Source organism: Microbulbifer sp. SH-1, from assembly GCF_011326135.1.
GTDB classification, from domain to species: Bacteria; Pseudomonadota; Gammaproteobacteria; order Pseudomonadales; family Cellvibrionaceae; genus Microbulbifer; species Microbulbifer harenosus.
In genome coordinates this window covers 2,917,859-2,935,764 of sequence record NZ_CP046948.1, presented here as the reverse complement: position 1 = coordinate 2,935,764, position 17,906 = coordinate 2,917,859, and the positions used below count along the sequence as shown (strand labels likewise).

The 17,906-nt window shown below is 59.7% G+C and carries 14 protein-coding genes; 8 read left to right on the top strand and 6 right to left on the bottom strand.

The annotated features are described in order from the left end of the window. Nucleotides 1–13: 13 nt before the first annotated feature. The 4 genes from GNX18_RS12030 to GNX18_RS12015 all read right to left on the bottom strand — a co-directional run bounded on the left by GNX18_RS12030 (nucleotide 14) and on the right by GNX18_RS12015 (nucleotide 2,981). On the bottom strand, nucleotides 14–988 hold the full coding sequence (locus GNX18_RS12030) for a hypothetical protein (RefSeq protein ID WP_166218404.1): 975 nt from the start codon (nucleotides 986–988) through the stop codon (nucleotides 14–16). 94 nt (nucleotides 989–1,082) lie between these two features. Beyond that, entirely contained in the window at nucleotides 1,083–1,670 is a 588-nt protein-coding gene (locus GNX18_RS12025) for an FMN-binding negative transcriptional regulator (protein WP_166218402.1), read from the bottom strand. A 39-nt stretch (nucleotides 1,671–1,709) separates the two neighbouring features. Then, nucleotides 1,710–2,012: a DUF2164 domain-containing protein gene (locus GNX18_RS12020; protein ID WP_240913994.1), complete on the bottom strand. Its 303-nt coding sequence runs from the start codon at nucleotides 2,010–2,012 to the stop codon at nucleotides 1,710–1,712. A gap of 30 nt (nucleotides 2,013–2,042) precedes the next feature. Continuing rightward, complete coding sequence (locus tag GNX18_RS12015; protein WP_166218400.1) at nucleotides 2,043–2,981, bottom strand: LysR family transcriptional regulator; 939 nt, start codon at nucleotides 2,979–2,981, stop codon at nucleotides 2,043–2,045. A gap of 173 nt (nucleotides 2,982–3,154) precedes the next feature. Between GNX18_RS12015 and GNX18_RS12010 the strand changes: the two genes are divergently transcribed. The 5 genes from GNX18_RS12010 to GNX18_RS11990 all read left to right on the top strand — a co-directional run bounded on the left by GNX18_RS12010 (nucleotide 3,155) and on the right by GNX18_RS11990 (nucleotide 11,356). Next, complete coding sequence (locus GNX18_RS12010) at nucleotides 3,155–4,600, top strand: NAD-dependent succinate-semialdehyde dehydrogenase (RefSeq protein ID WP_166218398.1); 1,446 nt, start codon at nucleotides 3,155–3,157, stop codon at nucleotides 4,598–4,600. A 267-nt stretch (nucleotides 4,601–4,867) separates the two neighbouring features. Continuing rightward, nucleotides 4,868–6,181, top strand: coding sequence for an aspartate aminotransferase family protein (locus tag GNX18_RS12005; protein WP_166218396.1), 1,314 nt, complete (start codon nucleotides 4,868–4,870; stop codon nucleotides 6,179–6,181). A 397-nt stretch (nucleotides 6,182–6,578) separates the two neighbouring features. Next, the gene (locus GNX18_RS12000) at nucleotides 6,579–7,391 is read left to right on the top strand and encodes a DUF6515 family protein (RefSeq protein ID WP_166218394.1); all 813 of its coding nucleotides are present in this window, start codon (nucleotides 6,579–6,581) and stop codon (nucleotides 7,389–7,391) included. Nucleotides 7,392–7,570: 179 nt separating this feature from the next. Then, a complete protein-coding gene (locus GNX18_RS11995; protein ID WP_240913993.1) occupies nucleotides 7,571–9,811 on the top strand; it encodes a mechanosensitive ion channel domain-containing protein in 2,241 nt (746 codons plus the stop codon). A 138-nt stretch (nucleotides 9,812–9,949) separates the two neighbouring features. Further along, a complete protein-coding gene (locus GNX18_RS11990) occupies nucleotides 9,950–11,356 on the top strand; it encodes a rhomboid family intramembrane serine protease (protein ID WP_166218388.1) in 1,407 nt (468 codons plus the stop codon). Between the two features lie 4 nt (nucleotides 11,357–11,360). Here GNX18_RS11990 and GNX18_RS11985 read toward each other — a convergent pair whose 3' ends face one another. Continuing rightward, nucleotides 11,361–12,794: a tol-pal system YbgF family protein gene (locus GNX18_RS11985; RefSeq protein ID WP_166218385.1), complete on the bottom strand. Its 1,434-nt coding sequence runs from the start codon at nucleotides 12,792–12,794 to the stop codon at nucleotides 11,361–11,363. A 286-nt stretch (nucleotides 12,795–13,080) separates the two neighbouring features. On the opposite strand from GNX18_RS11985, the gene GNX18_RS11980 reads away from it, so the two are divergent. Next, on the top strand, nucleotides 13,081–14,490 hold the full coding sequence (locus GNX18_RS11980; protein WP_240913992.1) for an aminopeptidase PepB: 1,410 nt from the start codon (nucleotides 13,081–13,083) through the stop codon (nucleotides 14,488–14,490). A gap of 100 nt (nucleotides 14,491–14,590) precedes the next feature. Beyond that, complete coding sequence (locus tag GNX18_RS11975) at nucleotides 14,591–14,782, top strand: antitermination protein NusB (protein WP_166218382.1); 192 nt, start codon at nucleotides 14,591–14,593, stop codon at nucleotides 14,780–14,782. A gap of 447 nt (nucleotides 14,783–15,229) precedes the next feature. Here the strand turns inward: GNX18_RS11975 and GNX18_RS11970 are convergent, their stop codons facing one another. After that, entirely contained in the window at nucleotides 15,230–16,753 is a 1,524-nt protein-coding gene (locus GNX18_RS11970) for a UxaA family hydrolase (RefSeq protein ID WP_166218379.1), read from the bottom strand. A 386-nt stretch (nucleotides 16,754–17,139) separates the two neighbouring features. Here GNX18_RS11970 and GNX18_RS11965 point away from each other — a divergent pair, with 386 nt between their 5' ends. Beyond that, the gene (locus tag GNX18_RS11965) at nucleotides 17,140–17,877 is read left to right on the top strand and encodes a FadR/GntR family transcriptional regulator (RefSeq protein ID WP_138235101.1); all 738 of its coding nucleotides are present in this window, start codon (nucleotides 17,140–17,142) and stop codon (nucleotides 17,875–17,877) included. Nucleotides 17,878–17,906: the final 29 nt, after the last annotated feature.

The window sequence follows — 17,906 nt, the reverse complement described above, 5'->3', positions numbered from 1 at the left end:
TGGTAGCTCCTGTTCAGGCTATTTCGAGCCCAGACTCGGCGCGGCACATTTGGTCGTGGAGCGCTTGCAGCTGACGGGTTTTTACTACAGATTTTCCGCTGCCTAGTTCTTTGACAAACCGACAGGCGGCAAAATGCGCAGCACGGCGATCATATTTTTTTACCCAGTCGATGCGCGCCGGCATGCGTTCATTGCGAATGGGCCACACGCCCGGTCTCGGAACAATCCGGTCAATGCCGATACGCCAGGGCTTGGGGCTTACGCGTGCACGAAAGCAGTGTTGGTTGCGGCACATGCGTATGTATATTGGATCTGATTTTAACGCCTGAAGAATCTGGTTTGTCGCTTCACTACCCGGTTCATAAGCTTGGTGCATCGCCATAACGCGAAAACCCATCGGGGTTCGATAGAGGCGTAAATGAACTTCCGGATGCATTTCCACGTAGCTCTCGACAATCTTTAGCGCTTTATCTTCCGGTTCACCGTTTAACCGGGTGTGCATCTTGTTGGCTAGGCGGACAAGGATGGGTGCAGCAAACAGGCTGAGTACCACAAGTCCGATAAATACCGCATAGGATTCATAGCCGTAGGCGACTCCGGTGGAGATCAGTATCAAGAACAGGTAGATAGCAGTTGACAAGCCCTTTACCGGGGCTTGATCAAAATCGATATCGGCAAACAATACATCTGGAGTATTGAGGCAGAGCGCACCATAACTGTTGCGGGTAATCACCACGTCGTCTTGCCTGCCGACAACCTCTTCCCGAATCGGCAGCCCTTCTGCACCGTTGTAGGGAATTTTGTGATCTACCTTGCGTACTTTTTCGCCGCGCACCGCGCGGGTCATGGCTTCATGGGCGCGCTTCGAAGCATGGGCGTGCGCGGCGGCCTCGCTCTCATCTGACCAGCCAAATCTTTTTATGGTTACTTGCGCGCCATCAATGCGCTGCTTGAGTTTTGCTTCCGACCAGTATTCCGGAACGATCATTTTTTTCCTTTGCTTCCATCATTGAAAACACAGTGGCGGAGTTTGGTATTCCGCTGGGTGGAACCGGGTATTTCCGGATAGCAGGTGCCAATGCTCAGGCGTTGTTCCACCGCTGCATGGCTTGGGCCATCGCGATTTCCCCCTCGGCCGTTAGCGCATCCACTACCTGCTGGCGATCCTGCTGCGGGCGATTCTGGCTCAGTTTGTATGTGCCCTGCATCTCGGTAATCTCTATTTCCACCCCGACGATGGCCCGCAGCAGTTTGGGGGAATACTCCGGCTGCCAGGGCGCATCGGCGCCGGCTTCATACTTTTCCGAAAGTTCGTTCACCAGCGACATGAGGCGCTCATCATCGGTAAATGTGCGCGCAATACCGTAGACATGCACCGTTTGATAATTCCAGGTAGGCACCCCGGGCGAGATGTACCAGCGCGGCGAGATGTATGCGTGCGGGCCGCTGAAAATAACCAGTACCTGCTGGCCGTCGATAGTGTTCAGCTGCGGATTTTGCCGGGCAAGATGGCACAGCAGGCGCTCACCACCCTGCGCAACCAAGAATGGCAAATGACTCGCTTCAGGGCGGTTGTTGCAACTGGATGTCAGTTGTCCGAATGCGTTGTTACGGACGAATCGCAATAGCTCTTCGTGATCAGAGATTGCAAAATGTTTTGGTGTGTACACTGCTACCACCTAGCGATCATGTTGAATGTCGACGTTTGCCTAAACTTCGGGTTTTTCCAGTTCCTGAAACAGATACCCCAAATCTTCCATTTTTTCGTTGAAAACCTGCTGTGCATCGAACAGGCCCCGGTTATAGATGTAAGGGCCTATTTCTCTGGCGAAGAAATCGAGAAGGAATTCTGCTTCGAAACCGCCGATATCCTGCTGCAGCTCATCGGCAAAGTAGGTTTTTATTTTGCTGATGATTCTCTCTTTTTGTTCCTGCGAGAATTCGATGTCTTTCATGGGGTCGCTGATGTCGATTGATCCGGTGTGACGGGTGTGGGGTTGCCATTCTGACACACATCCGTATGTGATTGTCGCCTTGTGCGTCTATCCGTTGATTATCAGCATATCCCGAAACAACTGCACGGCTGGCTGAGCTTCCGCACTGCTTTTAAACGTGAGGGCATTCTGTATCTGATAGCAAAAGCGCTCGGGTTCGAGTGCCACCAGCTCTCCTCTATCGACATACTCCGCTGCCAGATACTCAGGCAGGAATCCGATGAATTTTCCCGACAATATCATCGCGAGGCGCGCAGCCATATGGTTGGCGATGCTCCTGTGCGGGAACAACCTATACAGGTGGGCGGCGCCGGATAACACCGCATGGTCCGGGGCGGCGAGTTCCTGGCGGGTAAGCAGTTCCTCGTCCCTGTCTGTGGCACACGGGTGGTTGCCCGCTCCGTAGAGCAGCGACTGGTGGCTGAACAGCGGCTGGTAGCTGAGACCGGGGCGGCGGGAGTGCAGGGGATTGATGCCCACGTCGGCGCGTCCGCCGAGGATTTCCAATTCCAGTTCGTGAGGGGCGGCGAGCTTGATCTCCAGCTGCAGCTGCGGTGCGCGCTCGCGCAGGCGGGCAATGGTGGCCGGCAGGTTCAGCTGGGGAATGGCCAGAGCGTCGTCTGGCAGGATCACCCGCAACCTGCCGGTGAGTTGAGACTGGATGGCATTTACCTGGCTTTTGAAGCTGGCCAGATGGCCGTCCAACTCCAGGATGGCCTGGTACAGCGCTTCCCCTTCCGGTGTCAGTTTGAAGTCGGCGCGACCGCGGGAACGCAGGCACAGCTGCATGCCGAGGCGCGTTTCCAGGTCCGACAGATGCACGCTGACGGTAGAGCGGCTGATGTTCAATGCCACCTCCGCCGCTGCCAGCCCACCGGCGCGCACCACCTCGCGGAATACCCGCAGCAGGCGCAGGTCCATATCGCTGAGGCGGCCACTCAGGGGTTGTTTGGGGTGGCTGGTTTTGGGTTTCGGGGTTTGTGGCATTGGGGTCGCCTGCAGGCAAGCTTCTACGTGGAGGTAATCGTGGAGACAATGGAGTGTGTACGAGAAAAGTTTGATAGATCTGAATTTTCATTGCAAAGGTTTTGCTATTCGCGCCCAGACTGGCGATCCAGAATCCTGGACAGATAGATATGACGGCATTCAGGGAGTATTCGATGGATCTGAACAATAACCGCTTATTCCAGACCAAGAACTATATTGATGGGCAGTGGTGCGAGAGTGCCGGTAAGTTGGCAGTCACCGACCCGGCCACCGGCGCACTGCTGGCGGAGATCGCCGATGGCGGTGCTGCGGATGCGGAGCGGGCAGTGGCTGCGGCGCATGCCGCTTTCCCGGCCTGGAGCGGCAAGACTGCGGCCGAGCGAGCGGCGGTGTTGAAGCGCTGGTACCGGCTGATCGCGGACAACCGTGAGGATCTGGCGCGGCTGCTGACCCTGGAGCAGGGCAAGCCGCTGGCGGAGGCGCTGGGTGAGATCGACTACGGCGCCTCTTACATCGAGTGGTATGCCGAAGAGTGTCGCCGCGCCTACGGCCAGACGATTCCCACTCACAACCCGGCCATGCGCCTGCATACCATCCGCCAGCCGGTGGGTGTGGTGACCTGCATTACCCCGTGGAACTTCCCCAATGCCATGATCACCCGCAAGGCGGCGCCGGCGCTGGCGGCGGGCTGTACAGTGGTGATCAAACCGGCGGCGGAGACGCCGCTGTCGGCACTGGCGCTGTGTGCACTGGCGGAGGAGGCCGGGCTGCCGGCGGGTACCCTGAATGTGGTGGCGGGCTCTGATTCCGCTGCCATCGGTAGGGTGCTGACTCAGGATGCACGGGTGGCGAAATTCACCTTCACCGGCTCCACGCAGGTGGGCAAGCTGCTGATGGCGCAGTGCGCGGGCACGGTGAAAAAGATGTCCATGGAACTCGGTGGCAATGCGCCGTTCATCGTATTCGACGATGCGGATATTGATGTGGCGGTGACCGCCTGTATGGCGACCAAGATGCGCAATGCGGGCCAGACTTGTGTGTCGACGAACCGGATTTATGTGCACGAGTCGGTGCACGATGAATTTGTGGACAAGCTGCGCGCACAGATGCAGGCGCTGCAACCGGGGCACGGGCTTGAACAGGGCACGACGCTTGGACCGCTGATTTTCCGTCGCGCGGTGGATCGGGTGCACGGAGTGGTGGAGGAGGCGGTGGCCAATGGGGCGCGTCTGTTGTTGGGGGGAGATTTTCTGCCGAACGGCGAAAATTATTACGCACCGACGCTGCTTACGGAGGTGCGCGATGATATGCGCATTGCGCGGGAGGAAATTTTCGGGCCGCTGGCGGTGGTGCTGAAGTTCCGCGAGGAAGGCGATGTGATCCGCCGCGCCAATGATACGCCGTTCGGGTTGGCGGCCTATGTGATGAGTGAAAACATCCGCAGGGCGAACCGGGTGGTGGAGGCGCTGGAGTACGGAATGGTAGCGTGCAACGCGGGCGTGTTTTCCACCACGGTGGCACCGTTCGGCGGTATCAAGGAATCCGGCATCGGCCGCGAGGGTGGCGTTGAAGGCATGGCCGAATTCTACGAAACCAAATACTGCTGCTACGGAGTTTGATTTGTAGGAGCCTGCTTGCAGGCGAACCCGGGAGCTCGGAGCCCAGCTCCGCCAGCGGGCCCGCCATTATGGAATTCTTTACCGATTGCGGTGGCGGCAGATCCCCGGGTCCGGGTTTTCAGGACCGCTGTAGACCCATCCCTGGGCGCTGCGGCGCAAACATCCTGTTTGCGACGCTCCTGAAAACCCGGCCCCGGGGCTCTGCCTTCGCATCGAAGTTATTTACTACGTTAGAAACATTTGAAGAAATTAATCTCGGAGAAAACCATGTCCGAACTGAACACCGACGCATTCTGGATGCCCTTTACCCCCAACCGCACCTACAAGGCGGCGCCGCGCATTGTGGAGCGTGCGGAAGGGATTTACCTGTTTGAAAAATCCGGCCGCAAGATCATTGACGCCACCGCTGGCCTGTGGTGTTCCAACGCCGGTCACTGCCGGCGGGAAATTGCCGAGGCGATCCATGAGCAAGCGCTGAAACTGGACTACAGCTCGATTTTCAATTTCGGCCACGAGCTGAGTTTTGAATACGCGGAGCGCTTGGTGCAGTACACGCCGGATGGCCTGAACCGGGTGTTCTTCGGCAACTCCGGTTCCGAGGCGGTGGAGTCGGCGCTGAAGATTGCGCTGCAGTACCAGCGCGCGCGCGGCAAGGGGACGCGCACCATGTTTATCGGTCGCGAGAAGGGTTACCACGGGGTGAACTTTGGCGGTATTTCTGTGGGCGGTATCGCGCCGAATTTCCAGACGTTTGGCCAGCCGGTAAAAGCCAACCATATGCGCCACACCCTGGATATCGCGCGCAATGCTTTCTCCAAAGGTTTGCCGGAGCACGGTATCGAGCTGGCGGAGGATCTGGAGCGTCTCGTGGCCTTCCACGGCGCGGATCAGATTGCCGCGGTGATTGTGGAGCCGTTCGCTGGTGCCGGCGGTGTGGTGCTTCCGCCGAAAGGTTATCTGCAGCGGCTGCGGGAGATCTGTGACAAGCACGATCTGCTGCTGATTTTCGACGAGGTGATCTCTGGCTGGGGCCGTACCGGTTCGCCGTTTGCCTCGCAGGAATTCGGCGTCACGCCGGATATGATCACGTCCGCCAAGGGCATTACCAATGCGACGGTGCCGCTGGGTGCGGTGTTCGTGAGTGACAAAATTTACAACACGGTGATGGATGCGGCGGTGGAAGGCGCGGTGGAGTTTTATCACGGTTACACCTACTCCGCGCACCCGGTGGCCTGTGCGGCGGGGATGGCGACGCTGGATATTTACGAGCGCGAGGGACTGCTGACCCGCGCCGCCGGAGATATCGGCAAGCACTGGGAGAGCGCCCTGCACAGTCTGGCGGACCTGGACAATGTGATTGATGTGCGCAATTACGGTCTTGTGGGCGCGATCGAACTGCGCGCGCCGGACAACCTAAAGGGCAGGTTTGGTGCCAAGGCGTCGGCGCTGGCGTGGCAGGCCGGGGTAATGGCGCGGGGCATTGGCGATGCGCTGTGCATGTCGCCGCCGCTGATCATCGAAGCGCACGAGATCGACGATATCGTCGACAAGCTGCGCGGGGTGATTTCCGGGCTGGAATAGTTGACCGCGACAGCGGGTGTGGAGTCCAGGTCTGTTGTATGAGCCTGGATGGGGAGTCACTCTGCGCAAGGCTAAACTTAACAGGGTGGTCGGTCGATGCGGTGAATTGCGCGGGGCCGTGCAGGCCCGGGCGCAGTGCTGTATTCGCCACTCGCCAAGGGAGGGTGGCGCCTCCGGCTACCGTGGCCCGTGCGGTTCCGCCGCTGACCGCGTTTGCGTCGGGGCCGTGCGCGGCTTATTTACATCCATAAACAACACTGACCTGATTGCCTGAATATTCTGGGGGGCCGGCGCGCCGGGTGGCGCGCGCAGCAGAGGTTTCCCTATGTCCGGCACGTCAGCATTTCTCTTTGCCTTGCGCGGCAGACCGCGCGGTGCAGCATCTGCTTTTTCAACATTGTTTTTTTCAACATTGTTGCTTGGTACCTGCCTGGCCTGTGGTGTCGCCGCCAGCGCGCATGCCCAGTCGCGTGGCCTGAGCGACACGCCGCCGGACCAGTCCAGCGGTGACGCGGCGGAGGACTACGCGCGGGACCCGGATCGCCAGCGCCAGTTGCCGGCGGACGCGGTGCAACTGACCCTGAGCGGCAACATTTACTACTATCAGGGCGGGTATTTTTACCGCCGTGAAGACGACGGTTTCCTGCGGGTAGAGCCGCCGTTGGGCGCGGAGCTGTCCTTTCTACCTTACGGCAGCAACGGCTTTGAAATTGATGGCCAGCGTTTTTTTCTGAGTGGCACCGGTACCTTTTACCGCTATGAGCCCCGCCGTCGCAGTTACATCGTGACCACGCCGCCCTATGAATGGCGGCGCTACTACAACGGTGACATCGCCGGCGCCTACGAGGAGCGGCTTTACGGTTATCCCGATGTGGATCTGGATGACCTGCGGGATCGCTCCGGCATCCCCCGTGCCTATCCCCCCGATGCGCTGGACCCGGACCCAAACGATAACGACGGCGTTCCACTGTACGAGGTGGAAGGGTATCGCGATCCGCGTCGGGGCACGGCCCGCCCTTACGCCAATGTGCGTCCCCCCTACGACTGGAGCAGTGGCGAGCGCTACGACAACCGCGTGCTGGCGGAATCCGCCTGCCGCCAGGATGCGTTCGATGCGGCGCGCCGGGGCAGCAGTCTCGAAGACCAGCGTTTGCGGATTTATCAGCGGGCATACCGCGACTGTATCCAGCGCTATGACCGCCGCCGCTGAGAGCCGGCCCACCTCATCTACACTGAATCCATTGCGGGACTGGGCATTGGCCAGGATGTGGCATGCCGGCATTTTCCACCGCGATAGACCAGGAATACCGATGCACAGGGACAGTTCCGGGCATGGCCACTGATAGCACTTCTTCACCCCGCCAAGTTTCGCATCACTCGGGGCTGCCTGTGATACCACAGTGGCTATTGTGTCTCGCTGCAGTATTTCTACTGCTGCCCGCGCTTGCCGCGGCGCAGCTCCCCTCCGGCAAACCAAAGGAATTCTCCCCGGTAATCCCGGATTTCAACGCATTGTCCGCCGACTGGTGGACGCAGTGGCCAGACGCCACCCAGGAGCAGCGCGCTCAGTGGCTGCAGGAGGTGGAAACCGCCTGGAAAGATTGGAGTGCGGCGATTCCCGAAGACGCGGATCTCGGGAAAAAGGTCGACGCGGTGAATCTGCGCTTTGCCGGTATCCGCAAAACCTGGCAGAAACGCGAGGAACTGAAGAAAGTTGGGGTCTTGCCGGAGGTCAAATTCCCGAACTCGCCAAACGTGCTGCAGTGGGCGCAGTCCGATGCCGCGGTGGCCCGGGGCCAGCAGCGGTTTGACGGCCTGCGGTTGGAAAACTCGCAGATGGATGAGAGCGTTGCCCAGTCGCTCGGCCGGCTGCGGGAGCAGGTTATTGCGCTGCGCGATACCCACCGCTCCGATGCCGGATACATCGAAGCGACGGTGGATGTGTTTTTTGCCCAGCTCAGCCACCTGCAGATTCAGGAGGAGCAGCGAATGCTGCAGGAGCAGCTGTCCGCCTGGGAGGAGGAGCTGACCATTGCCCGGGCGGAGTTGCAGCGCATGCTCAAAGAGCTGCAGTTCAGTGCCGAGGCGGCAAAAAAGCTGGCTGCGGCGCGCACCGTGGAAAAGTCCAATCTGGAGGAACTGGCGCGCGAGCGCAGCGACACCCGGGATCTGATTTTTGAAACGTCCGACGCTGCAGTCACCATGGAGCAGCAGATTCGGATGATGAACTTCAGTGTCGAGGCGCTGGAAAACCGCTTGCAACTGCGCAAGCAGGAACTGCTGCTCGCCATCAACAGACTGCTCGATGCCAGCGACGGTAAAGAGCAGAAGCTGTCTCTCAGTAATGACTTGGTGGCCAATGCGGAAACCGTCCGCAACAACCTTGCGCGCCAGCTCAATGTGCGCCAGCGCCAGATCGTCGCCTGGGTGGGCGAGGACACCAACGCGATGACCAAATGGTGGCGCCAGTTTGAGAAGGTCGCCAGCGGCCTCGGCCGTGTCGGCGACTTGATCGATGACGTGAAGCGCTACGAAAACGCCCAGCTGTTTGTGTACCAGCGTCAGCAGGGGTGGTGGAAAACCGCAGGCGAACGCTTCCTGCACCAGTTTGAGGATCTGCGCACCAGCTGGCGCAATCTCGCCAACTACAAGCTGTTTGCCATCAGCGAGCAGCCCATTACCCTGAAAGACATCGCGCAGATGATCCTGGTGATTCTCGCCGCCTGGGGCTGTTCGCGACTGCTGAACTGGATACTGAAACGTATGGTGCGCAAGAACCGCACCAGCGAGCAGAGTTCCTACACCCTGTGGCGGATTCTGAATTACTGCATCGTCCTTATCACTTTCATCATCATCCTCACCATGGTGGGGCTAGATACCTCCAAACTCACGCTGATTGCCGGCGCCCTTTCGGTGGGTATCGGGTTCGGGATGCAGGCGATATTTTCCAATTTCATCTCCGGCATCATCCTGTTGTTCGAGCAGCCGCTCAGGGTCGGCGACCTGGTGGAACTGGAGTCTGGTGTATTCGGGCGCATCCGCGATATCAGTGTGCGCTCTACCCGCATCACCACCCGCGACAATGTAGACATCCTGGTGCCGAATTCCGAGTTTGTTACCGGGCGGGTTACCAACCACACCCTGGACGACCCGGTGCGGCGTATTCATGTCGTATTCGGCGTTGCCTACGGTACCGATCCGGAAGAGGTGCGCGAAGCGGCCATGGCCGCAGCGGAGCGGGTGCCGGTCACATTCACCAACTGGCAGCGCAAGACTGAGGTATGGCTCACCGATTTCGGCGACAGCGCGCTGAAATTCAAACTGGTGGTCTGGGTAAACAGCAATGCGGTGTCCTCGCTCGGCGATCTCACTGCGCTCTATAACATCGAGTTGCTGCGGGAGTTTGACCAGCGCGGCATCGAAATTCCCTTCCCGCAGCGGGACCTGCATGTGCGCAGCTGGGGGCCTTCGCCAGCGCTGGCTAAGGATACGCCGGTGGATCCCCCGGCGCCGCGACGCGGCTCCGCGGGCGCCGAAGACTGGCCGCAAGATGCCGGGGAAAACGGAGACAGCGATGGCGGCGATGGCAGTGACGGTGGACAGGGTTCCGGCGGCCCCGCCAGCCACTGACCGGCCGCAGGCCGCCGGCTGGCGCCGTTTTCCCGTTTTTCGACTGCGCGGCGGCGCGCGGGGCTGGCCTTATTGCACAGCCTCTGTATTCTGAGCGACCTGATTCTTTTTACTGCCAATCACACTGCGGGTCTGCCCTTGCTTATCATTCCCATTCAGAACAAACCCGACTGGCGCCGGCCGCCACTGGTATGTTTTGCCCTGGTTCTCATTAATTTGCTGGTGTTCGTGCTCTACCAGAGCGGCGACGAAGCCCGCTGGCAGGCGGCTGAGGAGTTCTACTTCGCCAGCGAGCTGCCGGCGCTGGAAGAGGCGCGCTTCTACGAGTATGTGGACGCCGAGCAGCCCGAGTGGCGCACCCTTGCTCAGGGGGCGGGCGAGGAATTCATCTACGAGCAGCTGCTGTGGAGCCGGGAGTTCCACCGCTGGCTGGTGGTACAGCTGGAAGAGGAGGGGCAGTCCCAGTGGCTGCAGCAGCGACAGCAGTTCGCTGAGCGGCGCGATAGTCTTTCGAGCTTTGCCTACGGCCTGACACCGGCCAACCCGACATTGAAAGGGCTTTTCGGGCATATGTTCCTGCATGGCGGCTGGGACCATCTGCTGGGCAATATGATCTTCCTGATGCTGTTCGGCTTGTCGGTGGAGCTTGCCCTCGGCGCCGCCTGGTTTGTCGGCCTGTACCTGCTCGGGGGACTCGCCGCCGCGGCCCTGCACATGGGGGTGGAGGCGGGCAGCCTGATGCCGGTGATCGGCGCCTCCGGTGCCGTGTCGGCGGTAATGGGCATGTTCGTGGCGGTATACGGTATCCGCCGTCTGCGTTTCTTCTATACGTTGGGATTTGCCTTTGGAGAATTCACCGCACCGGCGCTGCTGGTGTTGCCCCTTTGGCTGGGCAAGGAAGTGTTCGGCTACTTCTTTGGCAGCGACAACATTGCCTACTGGGCGCACTTTGGCGGGTTGGTGGCGGGTTTTGCCTCCACCTGGCTGCTCATCCGACTGCGCCCGAGCCGCGAAATCCAGGTGGAAGAGGATCTGCCTCCCACCCCGGAACAGCTTGCGCTCGCGCGCATTGAGTCACTGCAGAACAGCGGCAAGCTGCTCGAGGCGAGCCAGGCGGCCGCAGCTGCCCGGCGTCAGCACCCGGAATCCCTGCCGCTCATCTACAAGGGCATCGAACTTACCGTGTTGGCACCGGAGAGTGAGGCGCACCACCGCGCCTGGCTTGCGCTGTTCGCGCTTGCCAAACAGCCGGGGCAGAACTTTGCGCCAGTAGCGCAGGGTGTTGAGGATTATCTGCAGAAGGCGAAGGTGCCGCGGGCGCTGAATGCGGGTGTGTGCCTGGTGATTGCCCAGCGCGCGGCCGCGGAAAAGCGCTGGGAACTGGTGGAAACATTGTTGCTGCGCCTGCAGCAGAAGGAACACCGCCACCCGCTGATGGCGCGCCTTGCCAATGGGCTCGTCGATCACTACCGCCGCTGCGGAGACGAAGCGCGCGCGCGCCGCGCGCTGGAGTTTGCCCGCAGCCTGCAACCCGCCGCGGTGTAGTTTGTTACGCTGGCTGCGGACTCTGCTCCGCGGCCAGAATCGACACCAGTTGTCGCACTTCCTGAATTACCCCGCTTTGCGGATATTTTTTCTGCACATAGGCCAGCAGTTTGAGACTGTTGTCGGTGCGGTTGAAACCGTCCATGTAAATCTTCGCCAGCAACAACATCGCGCTGTCCAGCCGTGTATAGCTGGGGTCTTCCTTGTGCAGGTTGTTGATCAGCGTCAGTGCCGGTTTGAACTGGCGCTGGCGGTAGAGCGCTTCGGCGATCTGGTGGCGCAGCAGCGATTTGTCGATGACCGGTGGCTTGCCCTGGGCTGTGGCGGTTGCCAGATACAGCTCAGCCGCCTTGTGCGGCTGGTTCAGGGTCACAAACCGCTCCAGCAGATGCGGCCCCAGTTCCCGCAGGGCTTTCTTGTCGTCCATTGCCAGCAGCAGGCGGAAATAACGCTCGTTCAGCGCAATATCGTCTGGCTGTTGGCGCAGCGCGGTGACCAGCGCTTTACGCGCTTCCTCACCGCGCCCCTCGCGCAGCAGGATACTCGCATCCGCCAGAGCCTTGCGGCGCTCGAATTCGCGCTCTTCCAGAAACTCCGCGTCGTCCAGCTGCGAAATAACCCCCAGCTTCTGCTGTCGGGTCAGGCAGATGTAGCCCATCATGGCGCTGGTGACGATGGAGAAATAGCTGGTGACAAACGCGAGCAGCGGCAGCAGCATCCAAGGCGGCAGCTTGTCGGCGACGATGGGCAGCAGGTAGGTCGGTGCAGCGGAAACCGCGGTGGTGGAGAGCCACAGCAGCCAGTAGGGCCAGCCAATGATCAGGGTGAACTGCAGCAGCTTCAGCGGATTCACCGCCGCGCGCATGCTCTGTTCCAGCGCCAGTACAATCATCGCCGCCGGCGCCAGCAGCGACAGGGCGATGGAATACGCCTGCACCGCACCTTCTCCCAGCCCCGCCAGCATCATGCCGCCACCACCGGCTACCAGAATCATGCCGATTACCTTGGCGAAGATGGCGGCACTGCGGCCGTCCTGGGCATCCCCAAAGGTGGGGGCCTGCAGCTGGCCGCCGGCGAGTTTTTCGATCACCAGCAGGTTGTAGCGGATCACTACCGCGAGCATCGCCACCAGTACGAAAATTGACAGCCAGCCGAGCCCGGTCATGGCGATCGCCGCCGCCGCGCAGATGGCGGAGAAGGTCAGGGGGCCGGCGGAAAACGCGTAGCGGAAATAGAACGGGGCCATCTGCCAGAAGGGGCGGGCCTTGTTGCTCGCGCCCACATTGTCCAGGCGCTGGTTGCACAGCACGCACTTGGGGGTGGACTTGTAATAGTTATCCACCGATCCCGGTACGCAGTCGCCGCAGTATTCCTTACTGCAGCCGGTGCATTGCCATACGGCATCGGCGCCGGAGTGGTAGTGGCAGGCGTTGCCCATAGTACTTTCCTTAGTGTTTGGCCGTGCTTGGCTTGTCGTTATTTTCAGCCTGCAAAGTTTATCGGCACACTGGCGTTGCGCGCAAACCGGTACTTGCAGGCTGCTAGACTGACCCAATATCGTGTCGCTGACGCGGGAACCCCAGGAAAACTACTGCGCGTGCGCCTGGCGGCGTCCGGCTGTGCTCAAAATGCTCACGTACCTGAAGTACGCTCCGCTTTTTGCGCGCAGGCGGCCACCACCAGCCACCCGCTCGCTACGTTTTCCAGCGGTTCCGTAGTTGGATATGCGTAAACAAAAACTGATGCAAGAAGGTGTACAGATGACAACAGCGATGCAGGTAAGGCTGGAAACCACAGCGGCGGCGGAACATTGGGGCAAGAACGCCCTGCTGAGCTTCAACGACAGCGAAGCCCGGATTCACGCCACCGAGGCTGCAGGCGGCACCCTGGTCGCGGTACAGCGCGGTGCCCGCCGTCTCGACGGTATGGGAGTCACGGCGGTTGCCCTCACCGGTGACAACTGGGATCTGGAAAGCCGCTGGGCCTTCTGGGCCGGGTACTACAACCCGAACCGCCAGAGCACGCTGGATTGGGGCATCGGCGACGGCGAAGAGCGGAAAGAATTGGAGGCGCGCAAGGCGGCGAGCCTGTGGGTGCGGGAGATCACCAACGGTACCCCGGAAAACGTCTTCCCTCGCGCACTCGCGGAAAGCGCCGCGGACATGCTGCAGAAACTCGCCCCGGATGCGGTGAGTTATCGCATTGTCTCCGGCGATGAACTGCTGGAAGAGGGCTTTATGGGCATCCACAGCGTCGGCCGCGGCAGCGTGCGCGGCGGCGCGATGCTGCAGCTGGACTATAATCCTTTCGCTGATGGCTCCAATCCTTTCGCTGATGGCTCCAATCCTTTCGCTGATGGCTCCAACCCTTCCGCTGATGGCTCCAACCCGGCCGGTAACGACGCCGCCGCGGTGGACATCTGCCTGGTGGGCAAGGGTATTACCTTTGATTCCGGCGGCTACAGTATCAAACCCTCCGCCGGCATGGCGCACATGAAATCCGATATGGGCGGTGCGGCGATGGTCACCGGCGGCCTCGCGCTCGCCATTGCGCGCGGGCTGAAAAAGCGCGTGAAGCTCTACCTGTGCTGTGCGGAAAACCTGATCTCCGGGCACGCGTTCAAGCTCGGCGATATCATCCGCTACAAGAACGGGGTGACCGCGGAAATTCTCAATACCGACGCGGAAGGTCGATTGGTTCTTGCCGATGGCCTGATCGCCGCGAGTGAGCAGAATCCCCGTTATATTCTCGATGCGGCAACGCTAACCGGCGCGGCAAAAATGGCGGTGGGCCGGGATTACAATTCAGTGCTGAGCCTGGAAGATGAGATGGCCGAGAAGGTGTTGTCTGCGGCCAGATCAGAAAACGAAAAAGCCTGGCGTCTGCCGCTGGAGAAATTCCATCTGGAACAGATTCCCTCCGGTTTCGCGGATATTGCCAACGTGGGCGTGGACGGCAGCCCCGGCGCTTCCACCGCGGCAGCGTTTCTTGCCAAGTTCGTGCGCGATGAGGGGCGCGGCTGGGTGCATATGGATCTATCCGGTTCTTATCTGCCAGCGCCGAATGATCAGTGGGCACAGGGGGCCAAGGGGCATGGCGTGCGTACCATTGCTCGGTTCCTTTTGGATAATTGAGTCACGTGGTAACCACTTAGTTGTTTCCCTGGCGGCGGAGCACCGGCACTCCGCCTTCAATTCAGGCTGATGTGTATTATTCGGCAGCGAGGATGAACCGATGGAAGAGTATCAGGTGATGATTCAGTCGCGGGAGTGGCTGGTAGGCTGGGGTACGCTTTCGCTGATTAATGCCGGTTTGGCTCAGGGAAAAAATCGCAGTGGTCTGCTGTGGTGGCTGTTGAGCCTGCTTTTGGGGCCCCTGGCAACACTGATCATTGTATTACTCAGCAAGCATTCGCATAAGGATTGACGCAGGTGGAAACAGCGAAAGGGAAGATCCATACGAGTTTTACTGCTTTGTAGTGAGTTCAATGGATTAAGTCAGAGAGTGTACCGCGCGCTTGCGCAAATGCGCTGTGAGCTTTCGGTGCAATCGGCGACTGATAAAAAGAATATTGCCGGCGCTGCTCAACTACCCCATCGACACGCTGGAAATTACGCCCGACTACCTCCGTGATATAAAACACGAAATCAAAGACCGCGTCGGTTACCTGTGCTTTTCCTTCCACGACGGTGCGATGAGTACTCCATAGTGTCAGGATTTATCGTCTGCCTATCAACAGTTGCAGGCTGCGGATATTGACGTGATTTGCCTGATGGGCGGAGAGGATATTCCTGCACTGGCCGAAGGCCTGGTAGAGGTATAAAACTGGTCACCGAATAAAAGAAAAAGCCGGCGAAGAATCGCCGGCTTCTCTCAAACAACCGCCCCAATATGCCAGGGCAAGAATTCGTTGTCACCGTAATCGAGTTTTTCACTGGCACTCTGCTCGCCAGAAGCAATCGCCAGAATGTGCTGGAAAATCATCTCACCGCACTCGGCAACACTGTAGCGCTTATCCAGAATGCCACCGCAGTCGACATCCATATCCTCGCGCATACGCTCAAACAGATTGGAGTTACTCGCCAGCTTGATACTTGGCACCGGCTTGCCACCAAATGCCGAACCGCGTCCGGTGGTGAAACACACCACATTTGCGCCGCTCGCCACCTGGCCAGTAACGGACACCGGATCAAAGCCCGGGCTGTCCATGAACACGAGGCCCTTCTTGCGCACTTGTTCCGCATACAGGTATACGTCCTGCAGCGCGGTGGTGCCGCCCTTCGCCTGCGCGCCCAGGGATTTTTCCGCGATGGTCGTCAGGCCGCCGGCCTTGTTGCCTGGGGATGGGTTGTTGTTCAGCTCCACACCGTTCATTTCGGTGTAGTGCTCCCACCACTTGATACGATCAACCAGCTTCTGCGCAACCTCAGGGGATACCGCGCGGCGGGTCAGCAGATGCTCAGCGCCGTAAATTTCCGGTGTCTCTGAATAGATCACAGTTCCGCCCTGGCGCACCAGAATATCCGCCGCTGCACCCAGCCCGGCGTTTGCAGTAATGCCCGAGTAGGCGTCGCTGCCGCCGCACTGTACCGCGAGGGTCAGCTCGGAAGCGGGAATCGGTTCGCGCTGGCAGGCATTGGCCGCTGGCAGCATGGCTGCCAGGCGCTCAATGCCCGCGTCGATGGCCGCGCGGGTGCCACCCATGCCCTGGATGGTCATTACCTGGAAGTGCTCGCCTTCCTGCAGGCCGGTTTCGCGCATCAGGCTGGAAATCTGCATGGCCTCGCAGCCAAGACCAATCAACAGAACACCGGCGAAGTTCGGGTGCACAATGTGGCCATGCAGGGTACGCAGCAAAGTCTGGTAGCCCTCACCGGATGTGGACATGCCACAGCCGCTGTCGTGGCCCAATGCCACAATGCCATCAATATTGGGGAAATCGCGCAGTTTGCCACTGTCGCGGAAGTGTGCTGCGATCGCACGGGACACGGTAACGGAACAGTTCACCGTGGACACAACGGCAAGGTAATTGCGGGTGCCAGCCTTTCCGCTGGCACGGCGGAAGCCCTTGAATGTCGCGCGCTCAGCTTCCGGTACCAGCGTTGTGGGGACGTAGTCCTTGCAGAACTCGTGCGCAACCTGGTGGTTGCCGGCTTCCATGTTGTATTCGTGTACATGGGTGCCGGGAGCAATGGCCTCCCGCGCAAAGCCAATAACCTGGCCGTACTTGATTACCGCTTCACCGGCGCCGATGGCGCGCACACAGACCTTGTGCATCGCGGGTACATCGGAAAGCAGTGGCAGCATGTTGCCACCCCAGTTAACCAGCGCTCCGGCGGGCAGGGGGGCTTTGCTAACGGCGACATTATCGTCTGAATGTATATGAATGAGATCCATCTGGTCCTGACTCCGCTAACGGACTTGCGGTCAGTTGTCGTTATGGTTGGTCGCAATCTAACACTATATTGGTAAGGCCGCAATCTGCAGTTTAGTTCGATTTGGTAAGACTGTGGGGCCAATTCCCGTGTTGTGGTGGCTAAACCCCTTCTGCTAAACTGCGGCGAAGCGTTTTCCGCAACTTATATATAAGCACCAGGAACGATGTGTTTTGGTTGGCAAGGCGGGAAATCCGGATGGGTCAGGCAGGTTTTTGTAGCGAACACCTGTTGGATACCATCCAAAGATGAAAGTGACGGTGGCGCGCTGGCTTGAAACCGGTGGTCCACCCATTGAAATACACAAACAGAAGAACAGATGCAGCATAAGTGCAGGAGATTGGTCTGATGCAGGGTGCCAGACTTTACCAACAGGTGGCCGAAAAGTTGGCCGCTGCCATCGCCGCCGGTGACTACCCGGCGGGTACTCGTTTGCCCGCCGAACGCAAACTGGCGGAGCGCTTTGAGGTCAGCCGCCCCACGGTGCGCGAGGCCATCATTGCCCTCGAGCTGGCCGGCTGTGTGGAAGTGAAAGGCGGTTCAGGCGTTTATGTGACCGATACCGAAGCTAGCGCCTTCTCCGCTGGGGAGAGCGATATCGGTGCCTTTGAGATCCTTCAGGCCCGAATGATGTTCGAGGGAGAGGCCGCCGGTCTCGCCGCCCGCGAAATGTCCGATGCGGAAATCAAAGAGCTGGAAGTGATCCTGGAAGAAATGGTGGCGGAGAACGCCTCCGACTCCAATGCCGAAGTGGCGGATGAGAAGTTTCACATTCACATTGCCCGCTGCACCCACAACGATGCGGTGGTTTCTGTATGCGAACATTTGTGGAAGCTGCGCAACAACTCTTCAGTCTCTGCGCGTATTCTTGAGAAGGTGCGCCAGGTGGGCTCCAAACCCCGGATTGAAGAGCACCGTCGCATTCTCGATGCCATTAAGAAGCGCGACCCGGAAGGCGCGCGCAATGCCATGCGTGACCACCTGCAGAGAGTGGTACAGCAGTTGCTGGATGCCACCGAAGCGGAAGCGCTGGAGCAGGCGCGCCGCGAAATGAGTGCCGCCCGCCAGCGTTTTGCCCTGCCCTGACGATCGTTTCCAGCACGCTCGAATTGCTC

What these genes read in the sequence shown, in the direction of transcription:
- GNX18_RS12030 (WP_166218404.1), bottom strand. Translation starts at nt 988, where the DNA reads ATGATCGTTCCGGAATACTGGTCGGAAGCAAAACTCAAGCAGCGCATT.
- GNX18_RS12015 (WP_166218400.1), bottom strand. Translation starts at nt 2,981, where the DNA reads ATGCCACAAACCCCGAAACCCAAAACCAGCCACCCCAAACAACCCCTG.
- GNX18_RS12010 (WP_166218398.1), top strand. Translation starts at nt 3,155, where the DNA reads ATGGATCTGAACAATAACCGCTTATTCCAGACCAAGAACTATATTGAT.
- GNX18_RS12005 (WP_166218396.1), top strand. Translation starts at nt 4,868, where the DNA reads ATGTCCGAACTGAACACCGACGCATTCTGGATGCCCTTTACCCCCAAC.
- GNX18_RS11985 (WP_166218385.1), bottom strand. Translation starts at nt 12,794, where the DNA reads ATGGGCAACGCCTGCCACTACCACTCCGGCGCCGATGCCGTATGGCAA.
- GNX18_RS11980 (WP_240913992.1), top strand. Translation starts at nt 13,081, where the DNA reads ATGCGTAAACAAAAACTGATGCAAGAAGGTGTACAGATGACAACAGCG.
- GNX18_RS11975 (WP_166218382.1), top strand. Translation starts at nt 14,591, where the DNA reads ATGGAAGAGTATCAGGTGATGATTCAGTCGCGGGAGTGGCTGGTAGGC.
- GNX18_RS11970 (WP_166218379.1), bottom strand. Translation starts at nt 16,753, where the DNA reads ATGGATCTCATTCATATACATTCAGACGATAATGTCGCCGTTAGCAAA.
- GNX18_RS11965 (WP_138235101.1), top strand. Translation starts at nt 17,140, where the DNA reads ATGCAGGGTGCCAGACTTTACCAACAGGTGGCCGAAAAGTTGGCCGCT.